The sequence below is a fragment of the Streptomyces sp. NPDC058964 genome (genome assembly GCF_042741275.1).
GTDB lineage: Bacteria > Actinomycetota > Actinomycetes > Streptomycetales > Streptomycetaceae > Streptomyces.
On record NZ_JBHYKH010000114.1, the window covers coordinates 2,170 to 20,475 of the forward strand.

14 protein-coding genes and 1 pseudogene are annotated in these 18,306 nt (G+C 70.2%); 6 read left to right on the top strand and 9 right to left on the bottom strand.

Annotated elements, in window-relative coordinates; all coding sequences use genetic code 11:
• Nucleotides 1-108: 108 nt before the first annotated feature.
• A complete protein-coding gene (locus tag ACFW2E_RS16670; protein ID WP_018547939.1) occupies nt 109-783 on the bottom strand; it encodes a Crp/Fnr family transcriptional regulator in 675 nt (224 codons plus the stop codon).
• Between the two features lie 275 nt (nt 784-1,058).
• On the opposite strand from ACFW2E_RS16670, the gene nth reads away from it, so the two are divergent.
• The 3 genes from nth (at nt 1,059) to ACFW2E_RS16685 (ending at nt 4,173) form a co-directional block, all read left to right on the top strand.
• On the top strand, nt 1,059-2,060 hold the full coding sequence (gene nth, locus ACFW2E_RS16675) for an endonuclease III (RefSeq protein WP_384466990.1): 1,002 nt from the start codon (nt 1,059-1,061) through the stop codon (nt 2,058-2,060).
• Between the two features lie 97 nt (nt 2,061-2,157).
• A complete protein-coding gene (locus tag ACFW2E_RS16680; protein WP_384466992.1) occupies nt 2,158-2,853 on the top strand; it encodes an NUDIX hydrolase in 696 nt (231 codons plus the stop codon).
• A 120-nt stretch (nt 2,854-2,973) separates the two neighbouring features.
• The gene (locus ACFW2E_RS16685; protein WP_384466994.1) at nt 2,974-4,173 is read left to right on the top strand and encodes a MarP family serine protease; all 1,200 of its coding nucleotides are present in this window, start codon (nt 2,974-2,976) and stop codon (nt 4,171-4,173) included.
• Nucleotides 4,174-4,191: 18 nt separating this feature from the next.
• Here ACFW2E_RS16685 and ACFW2E_RS16690 read toward each other — a convergent pair whose 3' ends face one another.
• The 6 genes from ACFW2E_RS16690 to ACFW2E_RS16715 form a co-directional block, all read right to left on the bottom strand.
• Entirely contained in the window at nt 4,192-4,371 is a 180-nt protein-coding gene (locus tag ACFW2E_RS16690; RefSeq protein ID WP_384466996.1) for a hypothetical protein, read from the bottom strand.
• 155 nt (nt 4,372-4,526) lie between these two features.
• Nucleotides 4,527-5,456 (bottom strand): alpha/beta fold hydrolase, encoded by a 930-nt coding sequence (locus ACFW2E_RS16695; protein ID WP_384466998.1) that lies wholly within the window; start codon nt 5,454-5,456, stop codon nt 4,527-4,529.
• A complete protein-coding gene (locus ACFW2E_RS16700) occupies nt 5,453-5,947 on the bottom strand; it encodes a phage holin family protein (RefSeq protein ID WP_384467000.1) in 495 nt (164 codons plus the stop codon). The genes ACFW2E_RS16695 and ACFW2E_RS16700 overlap by 4 nt, the downstream gene beginning before the upstream one ends.
• 39 nt (nt 5,948-5,986) lie before the next feature.
• Nucleotides 5,987-7,423 carry a Na+/H+ antiporter NhaA gene (gene nhaA / locus ACFW2E_RS16705; protein WP_384467002.1) on the bottom strand — a complete coding sequence of 479 codons (1,437 nt, stop codon included), beginning with the start codon at nt 7,421-7,423 and terminating at the stop codon, nt 5,987-5,989.
• A 218-nt stretch (nt 7,424-7,641) separates the two neighbouring features.
• Entirely contained in the window at nt 7,642-9,639 is a 1,998-nt protein-coding gene (gene acs / locus ACFW2E_RS16710; RefSeq protein ID WP_384467004.1) for an acetate--CoA ligase, read from the bottom strand.
• A 598-nt stretch (nt 9,640-10,237) separates the two neighbouring features.
• On the bottom strand, nt 10,238-12,736 hold the full coding sequence (locus ACFW2E_RS16715) for a SulP family inorganic anion transporter (RefSeq protein ID WP_384467006.1): 2,499 nt from the start codon (nt 12,734-12,736) through the stop codon (nt 10,238-10,240).
• Nucleotides 12,737-13,075: 339 nt separating this feature from the next.
• Here ACFW2E_RS16715 and ACFW2E_RS16720 point away from each other — a divergent pair, with 339 nt between their 5' ends.
• Complete coding sequence (locus tag ACFW2E_RS16720; RefSeq protein ID WP_384467008.1) at nt 13,076-14,341, top strand: hypothetical protein; 1,266 nt, start codon at nt 13,076-13,078, stop codon at nt 14,339-14,341.
• A 3-nt stretch (nt 14,342-14,344) separates the two neighbouring features.
• Here the strand turns inward: ACFW2E_RS16720 and ACFW2E_RS16725 are convergent, their stop codons facing one another.
• Nucleotides 14,345-15,325, bottom strand: a complete 981-nt coding sequence (locus ACFW2E_RS16725; RefSeq protein WP_384467010.1) for an ATP-binding protein — start codon at nt 15,323-15,325, stop codon at nt 14,345-14,347.
• A gap of 100 nt (nt 15,326-15,425) precedes the next feature.
• Here ACFW2E_RS16725 and ACFW2E_RS16730 point away from each other — a divergent pair, with 100 nt between their 5' ends.
• Nucleotides 15,426-16,250: an oxidoreductase gene (locus ACFW2E_RS16730; RefSeq protein ID WP_384467012.1), complete on the top strand. Its 825-nt coding sequence runs from the start codon at nt 15,426-15,428 to the stop codon at nt 16,248-16,250.
• Nucleotides 16,251-16,632: 382 nt separating this feature from the next.
• On the opposite strand, the gene ACFW2E_RS16735 is transcribed toward ACFW2E_RS16730, so the two are convergent.
• Nucleotides 16,633-17,466: an HAD family hydrolase gene (locus tag ACFW2E_RS16735; RefSeq protein WP_384467014.1), complete on the bottom strand. Its 834-nt coding sequence runs from the start codon at nt 17,464-17,466 to the stop codon at nt 16,633-16,635.
• A gap of 561 nt (nt 17,467-18,027) precedes the next feature.
• Here ACFW2E_RS16735 and ACFW2E_RS16740 point away from each other — a divergent pair.
• Nucleotides 18,028-18,306, top strand: a pseudogene (locus ACFW2E_RS16740) (septum formation initiator); the annotation flags it as partial.

The following is an 18,306-nucleotide window of genomic DNA, read 5'->3' on the forward strand; positions in this document are numbered from 1 at the left end:
CGCCCGAACTACTCCCGCGCTCTCTCCCGAGAGGCCCGCCGCGTGGGCGGGAGCCCCCCCCCGCCGCGCGCGGGCCCCCCCCCTTCGACGCACGTCCGAGGACCGGCGTCAGCGCGAGCGCTTCGCGAGCCGCTCGACGTCCAGCAGGATCACGGCCCGCGCCTCCAGGCGGAGCCACCCGCGCTGCGCGAAGTCCGCCAGCGCCTTGTTCACGGTCTCGCGGGACGCGCCGACCAGCTGGGCCAGCTCCTCCTGGGTGAGGTCGTGGACGACGTGGATGCCCTCCTCGGACTGCACACCGAAGCGGCGGGAGAGGTCCAGCAGGGCACGGGCGACACGGCCGGGGACGTCGGAGAAGACCAGGTCGGACATGGCGTCGTTGGTCTTGCGCAGACGGCGCGCGACGGCGCGCAGCAGGGCGGTGGCCACCTCGGGGCGGGCGTTCAGCCAGGGCTGGAGGTCGCCGTGGCCGAGACCGAGCAGCTTGACCTCGGTCAGCGCGGTCGCGGTCGCCGTACGCGGGCCGGGGTCGAACAGCGACAGCTCGCCGATCAGCTCGCCGGGGCCGACGACGGCGAGCATGTTCTCGCGGCCGTCGGGGGAGGTGCGGTGGAGCTTGACCTTGCCCTCGGTGACGACGTAGAGCCGGTCGCCCGGGTCGCCCTCGTGGAACAGGGAGTCTCCACGTGCGAGGGTCACCTCACTCATGGAGGCGCGCAGCTCCGCGGACTGCTCGTCATCGAGCGCCGCGAAGAGCGGGTTGCGCCGCAGAACGTCGTCCACGAGTTCTCTCCTTGTCGACCTGCTCAGGGGATCTTGCTCCCCCTTGGTACCAGGGGACCGTGCTCCCCATTTTGCCGGACGGTCCAAACAGTGTGATCTGTCACAAGGATGCCGCACAGGTGTCCCGAGGTAAGCGGCAGGGGTCCAATTGGGCGCTGATCTTCAGGGTCCGGGGCGGATGTCGGTGCCTGGCTTTAGGCTGGCCGGGTGTCCAAATCGCCGGTAGAGCACAGGCCAAGGGGGCTGGGCGGGTGGTTGTACGTCGCGATTCCGCTGTGGGCGAACAGAATCCGGGCGGCGGTAGGAAAACCGTAAAAACGGCGAAACCGGCGGCGGAGAAGGTGTCCGCGAAGAAGGTGCCCGCGAAGGCGGCCGCGGTAAAACAGCGCCCTGCGAAGAAGGCCGCGGTGAAGGCGGCGCCCGCGAAGGATGCGTCCGCGAAGGAGGCACCGGTGAAGAAGGAGTCGGCGGGGAAAGCCGTGTCCGCGAAGAAGGCGCCGGCGAACGAGTCGCACACCTCGCTGGTCCGCCGTGCCCGCCGTATCAACCGCGAGCTCGCCGAGGTCTACCCGTACGCCCACCCCGAGCTCGACTTCGAGAACCCCTTCCAGCTCCTGGTCGCCACGGTGCTCTCCGCCCAGACCACGGACCTCAGGGTCAACCAGACCACGCCGGCGCTCTTCGCCAAGTACCCCACCCCCGAGGACCTGGCCGCCGCCGTGCCGGAGGAAGTGGAGGAGATCCTCCGCCCCACCGGCTTCTTCCGGGCCAAGACCAAGTCCGTCATGGGACTGTCCAGGGCCCTCGTCAAGGAGTTCGGCGGTGAGGTCCCCGGGAGGCTGGAGGACCTCGTCAAGCTGCCCGGCGTCGGCCGCAAGACCGCGTTCGTGGTCCTCGGCAACGCCTTCGGACGGCCCGGCATCACCGTGGACACGCACTTCCAGCGGCTGGTGCGGCGCTGGAAGTGGACCGAGGAGACCGACCCGGACAAGATCGAGGCCGCCGTCGGCGCGCTGTTCCCGAAGAGCGAGTGGACGATGCTCTCGCACCACGTGATCTTCCACGGCCGCCGCATCTGCCACGCCCGCAAGCCCGCCTGCGGCGCGTGCCCCATCGCCCCGCTCTGCCCGGCGTACGGCGAGGGTGAGACCGATCCCGACAAGGCCCGCAAGCTCCTCAAGTACGAGAAGGGCGGCTTTCCGGGCCAGCGGCTCAAGCCCCCGCAGTCCTATCTCGACGCGGGCGGCAGGCCGGCTCCGCCGCTGGGGGCGGCATGACGCGCCGGCCGGCCGCCGCACGCCGGTCAACGCAGGTTGACCCGCTGGAACGATCTCGGGACCGTCGGGCGTTGGACACGGCAGAACGGGGGTGGCTATGACGCACGCGAGCAATACCCAGGGCGGTTCGGTGACGCTCAGCAAGAAGGGGCTGCCGGAGTGGCTGGACCCGGTGGTCAGCGCCGTGGAGACGGTCGAGCCGCTCCAGCTCAGCCGCTTCCTGCCGCCGGAGAACGGGGCGGGGCGGCAGTCCGCGGTGCTGATCCTGTTCGGCGAGGGTGAGCGCGGTCCCGAGCTGCTGCTCATGGAGCGCGCCGGGTCGCTGCGCTCGCATGCCGGCCAGCCGTCGTTCCCCGGTGGCGCCCTCGACCCCGAGGACGGCGACGCGCAGGCCGACGGGCCGCTGCGGGCCGCCCTCCGCGAGGCCGAGGAGGAGACCGGACTCGACCCGTCCGGCGTTCAGCTCTTCGGCGTGCTGCCCAAGCTCTACATTCCGGTCAGCGGCTTCGTCGTCACACCCGTGCTGGGCTGGTGGCGGGAGCCGAGCCCGGTCGGCGTCGTGGACCCGAACGAGACCGCGCGCGTCTTCACCGTCCCCGTGGCGGATCTCACGGACCCGCAGAACCGGGCCACCGCCGTCCACCCGCGCGGCCACGCGGGCCCGGCATTCCTGGTCGAATCGGCCCTGGTCTGGGGTTTTACGGCGGGCATCATCGACCGGCTGCTGCACTACGCCGGATGGGAGCGCCCCTGGGACAGGGAGAAGCAGGTCCCACTCGACTGGCGGTCATGACAGGGTGAACCCCGTGCTGTGTTTTTCCGGGGGACACTGTGTCCCTTCGCCGCTCTGCGGCGGGCCGGACCCCCGGCCGAGCTGGTGGGACCGGAGAGTGACGAGGCGAGGCCAGAATCAGTGAACGTGCTGGACATCCTGCTGCTGGTCGCCGCCGTGTGGTTCGCGATCGTCGGCTATCGCCAGGGGTTCGTCGTCGGCATCCTGTCGGTGATCGGCTTCCTGGGCGGCGGTCTCGTCGCCGTCTATCTGCTGCCCGTCATCTGGGACGCCCTGACCGACAAAGCTGAGGTCAGCACGACCGCCGCGGTCGTCGCGGTGGTCGTCGTCATCGTCTGCGCCTCCGTCGGCCAGGCTCTGACCACCCACCTGGGCAACAAGCTGCGCCGGTACATCACCTGGTCCCCCGCCCGCGCCCTGGACGCGACCGGCGGGGCCCTGGTCAACGTCGTGGCGATGCTGCTGGTCGCCTGGCTGATCGGCTCGGCCCTGGCCGGTACGACGCTGCCGACGCTCGGCAAGGAGGTCCGCAACTCCAAGGTGCTCCTCGGGGTGTCCCGGGCCCTGCCCGCACAGGCCGACACCTGGTTCGCGGACTTCTCCACCGTCCTCGCGCAGAACGGCTTCCCACAAGTCTTCAGCCCCTTCGCCAACGAGCCGATCACCGATGTCCGGCCGCCGGACCCGGCGCTCGCCAACAGCGTCGTCGCCACCCGCGCCAAGAACTCCATCGTCAAGGTCATGGGCACCGCGCAGAGCTGCGGCAAGGTCCTGGAGGGCAGTGGCTTCGTCTTCGGCGACCGCCGCGTCATGACCAACGCGCACGTCGTCGGCGGCGTCGACGAGCCCACCGTGCAGATAGGCGGCGAGGGCCGCAAGTACGACGCCAAGGTCGTCCTCTACGACTGGGAGCGCGACATCGCGGTGCTCGACGTACCGGACCTGAAGGCGCGTGCCCTGCGGTTCTCGCCCCCGGACGCGGCCAGCGGCGACAGCGCGATCGTCGCGGGCTTCCCGCAGAACGGGGCGTACGACGTCCGCGCCGCGCGCGTGCGTGGCCGCATCACGGCCAACGGCCCGGACATCTATCACCGTGGCACCGTCCGCCGCGACGTCTACTCCCTGTACGCGACCGTCCGTCAGGGCAACTCCGGCGGACCGCTGCTCACGCCCGACGGCAAGGTGTACGGCGTGGTCTTCGCCAAGTCCCTCGACGACGCCGAGACCGGCTACGCGCTCACGGCGGACGAGATCCAGGCGGACATCGCCAAGGGGCGTACGGCGAACAGGCGGGTCGGAACCGGCAGCTGCGCCCTGTAGGGCGGCCCCGGAGGGCGGTCAGCCGCGGGGGTGGCGCAGTCGTACCGAGACCCAGCGGGCCCGGCGGCGCAGGATGCGCGGAATCCCCATTTGGAGCTCCGTGCCCGGCAGCTGCGGTGCGCCTCGCCGGTGAGAGCTCAGGCCGCCTGTGAAACGGCGGCTGCGGGGTGCGTCACTGTAGTCGTGCGTCCAGCCCATACCCCGACGTCTGCCCCTGCCCCAAGGTCGATAACCGCCTCCGGGCCGCTCAATTGGCCTATGCGTCAGGCATGTGGCTGTTCGTAGGACAAATGTTCCAACCCGGATACCGGGCGCATCGGCCCGGTCACCGGCCGCGGCCGGGCGCACGGGTCTCAGCGGTCGGGCTCGGGGTCCTTGAGCCAGTTGATCAGCTCGGCCGAGAAGGCCACCGGATCCTCCTCGTGCGGGAAGTGGCCGAGTCCGTCGAACAGCCGCCAGCGGTACGGCGCCTCGACGTACTCACCCGATCCCGCCGCGCTCCGCGTCCGCACCACCGGGTCCAGGGAGCCGTGCAGATGCAGGGTCGGCACGCGCACCGGCCGCTTCATACGGCGGTTGAACTGGATGCCGTCCGGCCGGGCCAGCGACCGCACCAGCCAGCGGTACGGCTCGATCGAGCAGTGCGCGGTCGACGGGATGCACATCGCCCGCCGGTACGTGTCCACCGCGTCGTCGTCCGGCAGCCGCGGCCCGGACCACTCCCGGATCAGGCGCCCCACGAGCGCCGCGTCGTCGGCGACGAGCTGCCGCTCCGGGATCCAGGGCCGCTGGAAGCCCCAGATGTACGAACTGGCGGCCGACTGCCGGGCGTCCCGCAGCATCGCGGAGCGCCAGCGCCGGGGGTGCGGCATGGAGAAGACCGCGAGCCGCCGTACGAGCTTGGGCCGCATCGCGGCTGCCGTCCACGCCAGATAGCCGCCCAGGTCGTGGCCGACCAGCGCGGCGTCCGGCTCGCCGAGGGAGCGGATCACGCCGGTGATGTCGAGGGCGAGACCGGCGGGGTCGTAGCCGCGCGGGGTGCGGTCGCTGCCGCCGACGCCGCGCAGGTCCATGGCGACGGCGCGGAAACCGGCGTCCGCGAGCGCCGTCAGCTGGTGCCGCCAGGTCCACCAGAACTGCGGAAAGCCGTGCAGCAGCAGTACCAGCGGCCCGTCACCCACCTCCGCGATGTGGAAGCGGGCGCCGTTGGCGGCGACGTCCCGGTGGGTCACCCCTTCGGGGACATCGACGCGTACGACCGAAGGAGCGGCGGGATCCGTCATGACGATGAGCGTGCCACAGCCTCGATGGCCTCGGGCACGCGGTCCTCCAGCGCCGGGCGCTCGGGGCGCGGGTGCGGCTTGGCGTTCTGCAGGACGCCCGCCGTCTCCTTCATCGACGCGGCCACCTTCTGCGGGCCCTGGCTCTTCTTGGCCTTCTTCGCGAAGACCACGCCGATCAGCGCGAGCACGGCGGCCACCAGGACGTTCGCCGCGAAGGAGAGCAGGAAGCAGATCGCGAGGTTCCAGCCGCTCCAGGTCCGGATGCCGTACGCCAGCGCGAAGTTGAGCATCGGCAGGGAGAAGAGCAGGAGCACTCCGGCCGCCGAGAACGCGCCGCCGCTCGTCGCCCCGCGCTTGACGTCCATCTTGAGCTGGGCCTTGGCCAGCGCGATCTCGTCGTGCACCAGCGCCGACAATTCGGTCGTCGCCGAGGCGAACAGCTGGCCGATGCTGCGTTCGGCGCCGACCGGGCTGCCGTCGGGTGCGCTCATCGCGGTCTCCCTCTTCGTCTTTTGTACCGTCTCGTCAGATCATGCCGGACGGTCGTCATCCTCGCCTGCCCCGCCCGGTACTTCGGCAAGCCCGTGGCGCGTTGCGGCCTTCTCCCGGGCGATCCGGCGGTGCTCGGCCGCCTTCCGCTCGTAGATCTCCGCCATGCGCAGGTGGTACGCCGGTTCGTCCTGCTCGTAGACGTCCGGGATGCCGTCGAGGTCCTCGTCCCGCTCCTCGTCCTCGCACAGCCTGCGGTACTTGGCGTTGCGTATCTTCAGCAGGACGGTCGCGCAGACGGCCGCGATCAGCGAGCCGGTCAGTACGGCCGCCTTGACCTGGGCGGTCAGTACGGCGTCGCCCTCGAAGGCCAGTTCGCCGATGAGCAGCGCGACGGTGAAGCCGATGCCGGCCAGGGTCGCCACGGCGAAGACGTCCGCCCATGCGAGGTCCTCGCTGAGGGACGCCCGCGTGAAGCGGACGGTCAGCCAGGTGCCGCCGAAGATCCCGAACGCCTTGCCGACGACGAGTCCGAGGACCACACCGAGGGGCTCCGGCTTGGTGAACACGTCCATCATTGCTCCGCCGGAGACCGACACACCGGCGCTGAACAGCGCGAACAGCGGTACGGCGAGGCCCGCCGACAGGGGGCGCACGAGGTGCTCGATGTGCTCGCCGGGGGAGCGCCGTTCATCCTCGTGGGTGGTGCAGCGCAGCATCAGGCCCATGGCGACACCGGCGATGGTCGCGTGGACGCCGCTGTTGTACATCAGCGCCCAGATGACGAGGGCGAGCGGGACGTACACGTACCAGCCGCGTACGCCCTTGCGCAGCAGCACCCAGAAGACGAGCAGCCCGACGACGGCCCCGCCGAGCGCGGCGAAGTCGATGCGGTCGGTGAAGAAGATCGCGATGATCAGGATCGCGAACAGGTCGTCGACGACGGCGAGCGTCAGCAGAAAGGCGCGCAGGGCGCTGGGCAGTGAGGTGCCGATGACCGCGAGCACGGCCAGTGCGAAGGCGATGTCGGTGGCGGTGGGCACGGCCCAGCCCTGCGTCGAGCCCCCGCCGACGATGTTGGTGAGGGTGTAGACGAGCGCCGGTACGGCCATTCCGCACAGCGCGGCCGCCACGGGCAGCACGGCGGCCTTGGGGTCCCGCAGGTCGCCGGCGACCAGTTCGCGTTTGAGTTCGATCCCGGCGACGAAGAAGAACACCGCGAGGAGCCCGTCGGCGGCCCAGTGCTCGACCGAGAGGTTCAGACCGAGGGATCCGGGGCCGAGGTGGAAGTCGCTGACGGCCTCGTAGCTGTGGTGCAGCGTGGGTATGTTCGCCCAGATCAGCGCGGTGACCGCGGCGACGAGCAGCAGCACACCGCCGACGGTCTCGGTCCGCAGGGCGTCCAGGACGAAGGTCCGCTCGGGAAGGGAGAGGCGCCCGAGGACCTTGCGGGGGGCGGTGTTGCGGGGCGGGACCACGGGGGCGACCTCCGGGCGGTGGGCAGGGCGGAACGCATGCCGACCAGACTTCCCGGCGCACCTTGAGGATCTTGTCGCGTCGCTGACGCTTTACTTAGTTTACCTTAAGGATGTGGGGGAGTGCATCCGGTGCTTCGTTTCGGTGCTTCCACGGTAGGCGCGAAAAGGGCGCCCCGCTGTCGCGCGGGGCGCCCCTCGGGAGCGTGCTCCGGGGCCGCTCAGTCCTCGCTGGGTGCGGCGGGGAGCTTCGACTGGATGAGGTCCATGACCGTGGAATCGGTCAGCGTAGTGACGTCGCCGAGCTGACGGTTCTCCGCGACGTCGCGCAGCAGGCGGCGCATGATCTTGCCGGAGCGGGTCTTCGGGAGTTCGGCGACCGGCAGGATCCGCTTGGGCTTGGCGATCGGGCCGAGGGTGGCCCCGACGTGGTCGCGCAGTTCGCCGACGAGTTTGTCGTCCTCGCTGGCGGTGCCGCGCAGGATCACGAAGGCGACGATGGCCTGTCCGGTGGTCTCGTCGGCGGCGCCGACGACGGCAGCCTCGGCGACCGCGGGGTGGGAGACGAGTGCGGACTCGACCTCGGTGGTGGAGATGTTGTGGCCGGAGACGAGCATGACGTCGTCGACCCGCCCCAGCAGCCAGATGTCGCCGTCGTCGTCCTTCTTCGCGCCGTCGCCGGCGAAGTAGCGGCCCTCGAAGCGGGACCAGTAGGTGTCGATGAAGCGCTGGTCGTCGCCCCAGATGGTGCGCAGCATGGACGGCCACGGCTCGGTCAGCACGAGGTAGCCGCCGCCTCCGTTGGCCACTTCGTTGGCTTCGTCGTCGACGACCGTGGCGGAGATGCCGGGCAGCGGGGTCTGGGCCGAGCCGGGCTTGGTGTGGGTGACGCCGGGCAGCGGGGAGATCATCATGGCGCCGGTCTCGGTCTGCCACCAGGTGTCCACGATCGGGGTGCGGTCGGCGCCGATGTGCTTGCGGTACCAGATCCAGGCCTCGGGATTGATCGGCTCGCCGACCGACCCCAGCACCCGCAGGCTGCTGAGATCGAACTTGGCGGGGATGTCGTCGCCCCACTTCATGAACGTGCGGATCGCGGTCGGCGCGGTGTACAGGATGGTCACCTTGTACTTCTGCACGATCTCCCAGAACCGGCCCTGGTGCGGGGTGTCCGGGGTGCCCTCGTACATGACCTGGGTGGCGCCGTTGGCCAGCGGCCCGTACACGATGTACGAGTGACCGGTCACCCAGCCGACGTCCGCGGTGCACCAGTACACGTCGGTGTCGGGCTTGAGGTCGAAGACCGCGTGGTGGGTGTAGGCCGTCTGGGTGAGGTAGCCGCCGGAGGTGTGCAGGATGCCCTTCGGCTTCCCCGTCGTGCCCGAGGTGTACAGGATGAACAGCGGGTGCTCCGCCTCGAACGCCTCCGGGCTGTGCTCCGCGGACTGGCGGCCGGTGATCTCGTGCCACCACACGTCCCGGCCCTCGCTCCAGGCGACGTCCTGGCCGGTGCGGCGGACCACGAGCACGTGCTCCACGTTGTCGACCTTGCCGATGGCCTCGTCCACGGCCGGCTTGAGCGCGGTCGGCTTGCCGCGCCGGTAGCCGCCGTCGGCGGTGATGACGACCTTGGCGTCGGCGTCCTGGATGCGGGTGGCCAGCGCGTCCGCGGAGAAGCCGCCGAAGACGACCGAGTGTGCGGCGCCGATCCGCGCGCAGGCGAGCATCGCGACCGCGGTCTCGGGGATCATCGGCATGTAGACGGCGACCCGGTCACCGGCCCGAACTCCCAGCTCCAGCAGTGCGTTGGCGGCCCGGCTGACCTCGTCCTTGAGCTCGGCGTAGGTGATAGCGCGGCTGTCGCCGGGCTCCCCCTCGAAGTGGATGGCGACCCGGTCGCCCAGTCCGGCCTCCACGTGCCGGTCCACGCAGTTGTAGGCGACGTTGAGCCGGCCGTCCTTGAACCACTTGGCGAACGGCGGGTTCGACCAGTCCAGCGTCTCGGTCGGCTCGGTGGCCCAGGTCAGCCGGCGGGCCTGCTCGGCCCAGAAGCCGAGCCTGTCAGCCTTGGCCTGTTCATACGCCTCCGCCGTGACGTTGGCGTTCGTGGCCAGCGCGGCGGGCGGCGCGAACCTGCGCTCTTCCTTCAGCAGGTTGGCCAGGCTTTCGTTGCTCACGACATCTCCCTTTCGAAGGGTGTCCGTTGTGTCCCAGGCCACAGCTCATCAGACCCGGGGGCCGGATGACAAGGGTCGCCGGAAAATTGGTTTAGACCTGTCTTGATCTCCTCGGTCCGGGCCGTCTGCAATGCCTTTCCTTCCCCGGCCCGAGGACAGGTGAAGCGCCACCCAGGGGGAGGGGAGGGGGGAAGGGAACGGAGCGGGAGGGACACAAGGGGGCAGGGACACAGGGGGACAGGGGCACAGGGGGACAGAGGGATGCGGGGCGGCCGGCCACGGCGGCACGCGGCCCTCGGCTCTTCGGAGAGTTCTACTGGTGGCATGTGGGCGCGGTGACGTCTTTTCGCGGCCCGGCGTGTCGCCGACGCGCACACGGTGACCGACCTGACGGCCGAGGTCCACCTGGCCGTTCCGGCCTCCGCCCACACCTACCGTCCGCGACCGGCCACCCGCCTCGGGGACGAGCTCGACGCGGGGAGTCCGGGCCGCCGGCCCCCTCGACCGGACACGGCTACCGAAGCCTCCCCGCCCTCGGCATCCGTCGGGTGCGCGTGCCGCCCACCGTTCCCAGAGGACGCCCCGGTGCGCGGCCGCCGCTCGTGCGACCGCGCACCGCTGCCCCGCCCCTCCAATCCGCTCATGCCGGGCTGGACAGCTCCTCCACTTCCGTCACATGCCTGAACAACGCTTCGTCCTCACCCGGTTCACCGAGCAGATACGCCTGGGCCTCGCCCACGTGGAAGTACATCCCGTGCAGCTCCAGCGCATCCTCCGCCAGGGCCCGCGCCACCGAGTCGTGTGCGCGCAGATGCTCCAGCTGCTGGACCACATTGGTCAGGCAGAGCTGCTCCACGACATCGGCGGCCGGCCGTCCGGCCCGCCGTGCCCGGGGCCGGCTGCCGTCCGCCATCCGTTCCAGGCTCGGCCGGCCGTGCCGCAGCCACCTCCTGAGTGGCGTCCGCTCCTCCCGGGGCCCGGAGTCGAGCAGCGCCTGCACGGCCCCGCACCCGGAGTGCCCGCACACCGTGATGGACCGCACCTTCAGTACGTCCACCGCGTACTCGATCGCGGCAGCCACCGAGTCGTCGCCGTTCTCCTCGCCGGGCAACGGCACCAGGTTGCCGACGTTGCGGACGACGAAGAGGTCGCCGGGACCACTGGAGGTGATCATCGACGTCACCAGCCGGGAGTCGGCGCAGGTGAGGAAGAGCTGCGACGGCCGCTGGCCCTCCCGCGCCAGCCGCGCCAGCTCGTTTCGCACCAGGGGAGCGGTGTTGCGCTGGAAGGCGCTGATGCCGCGCGCCAGTTCGTGCCCGCTGGAGCCGGAGCGGACGTCCGCCTCGGTGCGGGCGGCCGAGCCCGAGCCGGTGCTGGAGCCGGTCCGGGGGGTGGAGCCGTCTCGGGCGTCGGCGGCGTCGGTCTCAATCGTTCCGGTCGGGTGCGTTGGCCCGCCGGATGCCGGTGCGCCGCCGGAGGGCATGTCGCACTGATGGTTGCGCCAGGGCGTCCAGGGCCGGCAACGGCATGCGGTGGACGCCGTCGGTTCGTCGGTCCGAAGTCCGGTGCGGCGGCCGGTCAGTTCGGCGCTGCCGCCCTGCGCGGTGTGGCCGTTCTGCCAGTCCTGCAGCGACTCGTAGGCCGCGTGGTCCATGAACGAACCGTCCAACTCCACGACGGCGTGGGCGCCCTGGGGCACGAGGTGCAGGGTCCGGCTGAGCTGTGGCACCGCGAGGAACGTCAGCTGTCCCCGTACATGTACGTGATGGACTCCTTCCTTCTCCTCGTGGGTGATGCATGTGCGGGCGAGCCGGTGCAGGGCGACGGCCACGGCCACGGCGACCCCGAGCGTCACGCCCTCGAGGACACCGAGGAACACCACGCCGAGGGTGGTCACGGTGTACACCAGCACTTCACGGTGGCGGGTCACCGTGCGGATGTGGTGCAGGGACACCATCTGGATGCCGACGGCCATCACCAGGGCGGCGAGCGAGGCGAGCGGGATGAGGTCCAGGGCCGGGACCATCAGCAGTGCGGCGATCACTACGAAAACGCCGTGCAGCATCGTGGAGTTCCGGCTGACGGCACCGGATCGCACATTCGCCGAACTCCGCACGGCCACCCCCGCCACCGGCAGCCCGCCGAGGGCTCCGGAGACGATGTTGGCCGCGCCCTGCCCGAGCAGTTCCCGGTCCAGATCGGAGCGTCCGACGCGGGCCCGCAGCCCGGGGCGCCTCGCGATCAGCTTGTCCACGGCGACCGCGCCGAGCAGCGACTGCACACTGCACACCAGCGTGGTGGTGAAGACGGCGGCGACGATGCCGAGCACCGGACCCTCGGGCAGCCCCGCCAGCGCGTGGCTGCTCCACGACGGCAGGTCGACCCTGGGCAGGGTCAGCCCGGCGAGCGCGGCGGTCGCGGTGGCTCCGGCGACGGCCACGAGCGCGGCCGGGACCCTGCTCAGCAGCCGGCCGGGGCGGCCGGGCAGTCGTGGCCAGGCCAGCAGCAGGGTCAGTGTCAGCGCGCTCATCGACACGGCGGCGGGGTGCAGGTCGGCCAGCTGGGCGGGCAGGGCGAGGAGGTTGTCCAGGACGGAACTCTGCGGAGTGCCGCCGAGGACGATGTGCAGCTGTGCGACGGCGATGGTGACGCCGATGCCGGCGAGCATGCCGTGTACGACCGCGGGGCTGACGGCGAGGGCGGTGCGTGCCACGCGCAGGCAGCCCAGGCCGAGTTGGGCGAGACCGGCGAGGACGGTGATCCCGCACGTCGCCCGCCATCCGTAGCGGTGGATCAGATCGGCGGTGACGACGGTGAGGCCGGCGGCGGGGCCGCTGACCTGGAGCGGGCAGCCGCCCAGCCGTCCGGCGACGAGTCCGCCGACGGCGGCGGCGACGAGTCCGGCCTGGAGCGGGGCGCCGGTGGCGAGGGCGATGCCGAGGGACAGGGGCAGGGCGATCAGGAAGACCGCGATCGATGCGGACAGATCGGCACCCGCGACGCGGAACCGGCGGGGCGGGGCCGGTGGCGGGCTGTGCGGTTGGTGGGAGCGCTTTGTCCGGGTCGGGTCGGCGGTGCGGATTCCGGCCGCTCGGGCGAGGCCGAGGGCCTTGGGTGGGGTCGGTACGCAGGCTGACATGTTTCCCGTCTCCTCCGGGGCAGCGCGGTCGCGGAAAGGGTGGTCCCCCGTCGAGAGGGCGGGGGCGGGTCGCGGCCGTGGGTCACGGCGTGCAGCGGCGGGATGAATCAACGTTCGGTAAATGAATCGTAATGCAGAGTAAAGGCCATGTATGGACTTTCAGTGCAAATGGTGCAGATATTCACTCTCGCGGGTGAAGCGATCTGTTTATCGGCTTGTCGTATTAATTCCTTCTCGGTCCCGTGCGACCTTGGCGGCGCTGTCGGTGCAACCCCGGCACATCACCAGAAAACGCCTTCACCGGCGTTGGCCTGAGAGAAGGAAGAAGGTGGACGGAACATGGCCGCCACCCAGAGGATCGCCGCGGGCGCCATGGCCACCGCGGCCTGTGCGGCATCGCTCGCCGGCTGCTCGACCGGCTCCGACGGTTCACAGGAAGGGGCACCCGGAGCCCAGCAGGGAGCGCCCGCGCCCAAGAGCCTGGTTCGCCTGATCGGCGACGGCTCCACCGCGTACACCGGCGCGCAGCCGCGCCTGCCCAGACCCGAGCGGCTCAAGCCCGGCCAGAAGCCCCCGCAGTTCGTCGTGTTCTCGTGGGACGGCGCGGGCGAGGACAGCCAGAAGTTGTTCTCCCACTTCCGCAAGGTCGCCAAGGCCAACCACGCGACCATGACGTACTTCCTCAGCGGCGTGTACCTGCTGCCGGAGGAGAAGCGTGACCTCTACCGGCCCCCGCAGCACTCACCGGGCCGTTCCGACATCGGCTTCAACGACGAGAAGGGCATCACCGACACAGTCAGGCAACTGCGGCTCGCCTGGCTCGAGGGCAACGAGATCGGCACCCATTTCAACGGCCACTTCTGCGGCACCGACGGCGGCGTCGGCCAGTGGTCGGTGGACGAGTGGAAGAGCGAGATCGCCCAGGCCAAGCAGTTCGTGAAGTCCTGGAAGACCAACACGGGCCTGCGGGAGGCGCCACCGCTGCCCTTCGACTACGACAAGGAACTCATCGGCGCCCGCACGCCCTGCCTGGAGGGGCAGAAGAACTTCGTGAAGGCGGCGAGCGAGCTCGGCTTCCGCTACGACACCAGCGGGGTCAACGACCAGGTCTGGCCGAAGAAGAAGCTCGGCCTGTGGGACCTGTCGATGCAGCTGGTGCCCTTCCCGGGGCACTCCTACGAGCAGTTGACCATGGACTACAACTTCATGGTCAACCAGTCCGGCACCTCGACCCAGGGCGACCCCGGCAAGTACGACTACTGGGGCGACCAGATGCGGGACGGCCTGCTCAAGGGCTTCTACCGGGCGTACGACGGCAACCGCGCACCCCTGGTCATCGGCAACCACTTCGAGTCCTGGAACGGCGGCACGTACATGCGTGCCATCGATGATGTCGTCGAGGAGGTGTGCAACAAGCCCGAGGTGCGCTGCGTGTCCTTCCGGCAGCTCGCCGACTGGCTGGACGCCCAGGACCCGCAGACGCTGGCGAAGCTGCGCACCCTGAACGTCGGCGAGGCCCCCAGGCAGGGCTGGGCGTCCTTCCTGTCGGGCCGCTCCGCCCCGGCCCCGAAGGGGGTGCCTGGGGCGCCGGCGATCGGACGGTAGCCGTCAGGCGGGGGCGGCGACGCCCTCGCCGAGCACGAACCCGGGGTCGATCTGCGCCGCCAGGTCGACCCCGGTGCGCTCATTGCCCCACGAGAGGGCGTTCTTCAGGTGGAAGTGCACCATCTGGCGCGTATAGCGCTCCCAGTCGCGCAGCTCGTAGGTCGCGTCTGCGGCGACCCGGAGGGTGCGCAGGGCGCGGCTGTTGGCGTCCTCCAGGAGTTCGAACCTCGGCGGCCGTCCCTTCTCCATGGACCGGACCCAGTCCGAGTGCCCCACCGTCACGAGCAGGTCGTCCCCGACCTCCGCGCGGAGGAAGTCGACGTCCTCCTGACCCTGGACCTTGTTGCCGACGACCTTCAGGATGACGCCGAAGTCACGGGCGTACTCCTTGTACTGGCGGTAGACGGAGACCCCCTTCCGGGTCGGCTCGGCCACGAGGAACGTGATGTCGAAGCGGGTGAACATGCCGGAGGCGAAGGAGTCCGAGCCCGCCGTCATGTCGACCACGACGTACTCGTCGCAGCCGTCGACCAGGTGGTTCAGGAAGAGTTCGACCGCTCCCGTCTTGGAGTGGTAGCAGGCCACGCCGAGGTCGGCGTCGGTGAAGGAGCCGGTGACCATCAGACGGACGGCACCGCCGTCGAGTTCCACGGGTCGCGCGCACGCGTCGTACACCGGATTGGGCTCCCGCACGCGGACCAGCCGCGAGCCCTCGCCGGGCGGCGTCGTCTTGATCATGGTCGCGACGGTGCCGATGCGCTGGTTCGAGCCACGCAGGTATTCCTTGATCAGCGACAGCCGCTCGCCCATCGCCGGCAGCGCGGCCGCCTGCGACTCGTCGAGGCCGAGTGCGGCCCCCAGGTGCTGGTTGATGTCGGCGTCGATGGCGACCACCGGTGCGCCGGCGGCCGTGAGGTGGCGGATGAAGAGCGAGGAGAGCGTGGTCTTGCCGCTGCCGCCCTTCCCGACGAAAGCAATTTTCATGTTCACGAAGGGTAGTGGTTCGGTAGCGGTGCGTGTCGGCCGCAGTGAAGAAGACCACTCCTTCGTGGGGTGGGGGCTCGGGGTGCGTAGTGTCGTACTCATGAGTACGACAGGTGCGACCGCCGATCCGCTCGCGGCCCTGGGTTCACTGCCCGGTGTGGCCGAGTCCGTGGAGTCCGTACGCAAGGCCGTGGACCGGGTCTACGGGCACCGGATCATGCGGCGCCGCAGCAACGAGATCACCTCCGAGGCGGCGCTGCGCGGCGCCCGGGGCTCCGGGGCGCTGTCCGGTGCCGACTGGGCCCTTGAGGAGGTGCGGCGGCGCACCGACTTCAGCGGTGACGACGAGGCGCGCGTCATGGGCGCGGCCCTACGGCTGACCGCCGAGGCGGGCCAGCTGCTGTCCATCTGGCGGCAGTCGCCCCTCAGGGTGCTGGCCCGGCTGCACCTGGTGGCCGCCGCGAGCGACGCCGACGAGGTCGGTCGGCCCCGCCGGAACGGTGAGCCTGTCGACGAGCCGCTGATCGAGCTGCCGCTGCCGGACGCGGACGAGGTGTCCGGCCGGCTGGAGGGCCTCTCGCAGCTGATCATCGCGGGCAGTTCGGCACCCGCGCTGGTGACTGCCGCCGTCGTGCACGGCGAGCTGATCGCGCTGCGGCCCTTCGCCTCTCACAACGGCCTCGTGGCACGCGCGGCCGAGCGGATCGTCCTGATCGGCAGCGGTCTCGACCCGAAGTCGGTCTGTGCCGCCGAGGTCGGTCACGCCGAGCTGGGCCGCGCGGCGTATCTGGCGGCCCTGGACGGCTATGTCTCCGGCACCCCGGAGGGAATGGCGGCCTGGATCGCGCACTGTGGCCGGGCGGTCGAGCTGGGCGCGCGCGAATCGACGGCGGTGTGCGAGGCGCTGCAGCGCGGCGCCGCGTAGAGCCCGGAGGCGCGGGGTCCGGAAAAGGGTTGCGGCGGTACGAGTTTTCGTACCGCCGCTGGCATGCTCATCGGGTTACCAAGCGTCCTCGATATGTTGCCCATCAGGTCGGGAACTTTGCCCGTCACCTGGTGTGGCTGGCCCGTAATCGACGGGTCGACGTCGCGTGGGTGCTCGATGTTCATGCATCGGTCCGTGGGGCCGAATGCGTTTTAAGGTGATCCTTTCGGATGTCCTTGGTCTCGCGGGCCGTTGAATCCTTTGTACTGCAAGCCCGGAGCAAGCGGAACCCCTGCATGCAGTTCTTTACTTTTGGGTTCAAACAGGGTTTAAACGGTCTCCAATATGCCGAACGAAATCGCGGTGGCGGCGAAATGCCAGGTCAGGCGACCGAGCCCCGGCGTCGGCTGGCGTACCAGACGAGGCCCGCGGTGGCGGCCGCCGCGCCTATGGCGGCCACCGCGACAAGGGCCGGACGCGGCGGTACGGACAGTACGGGCAGCCGTTGCTTGAGCCGGACCGGACGGTGGAAGTCCAGAATCGGCCACCCCCGTGAGAGTGCCTCGCGGCGCAGGGCGCGGTCCGGGTTCACAGCGTGCGGATGTCCGACCGTCCTCAGCATCGGCAGGTCGGTCGCCGAGTCGCTGTACGCATAGCAGCGGTCGAGGTCGTATCCCTCGGACTCGGCCAGTTCCTTGATCGCCTCGGCCTTCGTGGGGCCGTACGCGTAGTACTCCACCTCTCCGGTGAAGCAGCCGTCGTCGCCCACGACCATGCGGGTGGCGACCACCCGGTCGGCGCCGAGCAGCTCGCCGATCGGCTCGACCACCTCGGCGCCCGAGGTGGACACGATCACGACGTCGCGTCCGGCCGTGTGGTGCTTCTCGATGAGGGAGGCGGCCTCGTCGTAGATGATCGGATCGATCAGGTCGTGCAGGGTCTCGGCGACGATTTCCTTCACCTGCTGGACGTTCCAGCCCCGGCACAGCGCGGACAGGTACTCGCGCGTGCGCTCCATCTGGTCGTGGTCCATGCCGCCGACCATGAAGACGAACTGGGCATAGGCGGTACGCAAGGCGGCCCTGCGGTTGATCAGTCCGCCTTGGTAGAACGACTTGCTGAACGTGAGCGTGCTCGACTTCGCAATGACCGTCTTGTCCAGGTCAAAGAAGGCTGCTGTGCGGGGCAAGGAGTGGTTTTCCACGACCCTGAGCATAGGCGCCCACCATTCGGCGTAAGGTGGGGCGCGTGGGTTTGCCTGAGAGGGCTCTCGGGTACACCATGGAAGTCACGGATCGTTCGCGACCGTGCTAACCCGGCCCGACTCCTCCCCCCCCGAGTCGGCCGTGGGGACGACCCCCGCTCTCCCCCCCGGCGGGGGTCGTCGCATGTCCAGGTGGGTTTTTCCCCTTGATCAGGCGGTCACGAAGCTGCACCACTGCGGCTGTGACCGCCTTTCGCGCATGTGCATGATCCGTCACTGTGGGTAGTCGCAGGGCTGCTGCGCCGGGGTCGCCGGTATGGGTGACCGCGATATTCACAACCGCTGGGTTGTCCACAGTTTTCGACCAAGATCCACACGATTTCCGGGATCGCTGCACCGTGATTCCAGCGCGCTCCGCTCGCGGCGAGTTCATGGCCGGTTCCGTTTGTCGGCGCGCCTAAGGCCGGTTCGTATCGGCCGTTCATATGGAGGCCGGATGCCGGTTCTTCACACGCTTGGGAATCGCGTGGCCGCAGAGGACCGCGCGGGAGTTGCAGCGAAGGGGGAGCACACGTGGCCGGAACTGTCACCCACGATCCGCCGCCCGCCACCGGAGGGCGGCAGGGGCGGCCGCTGATCGTCACCGAGGACACCGAACTCCTCGACGACCTGCTGCGCCTGTGCGCGGCGGCGGGCGCCACACCCGAGGTCCACCACGGGCTGCCGGAACGCAGGGGCGGCTGGGAGGCGGCGCCGCTGGTCCTGGTCGGCGACGACGCGGCGCGACGCCTGCGCGGGGCCGCCCGCCGACGAGGAGTGGTCCTGGTCGGCCGCGACCAGGTCGACCCCGGG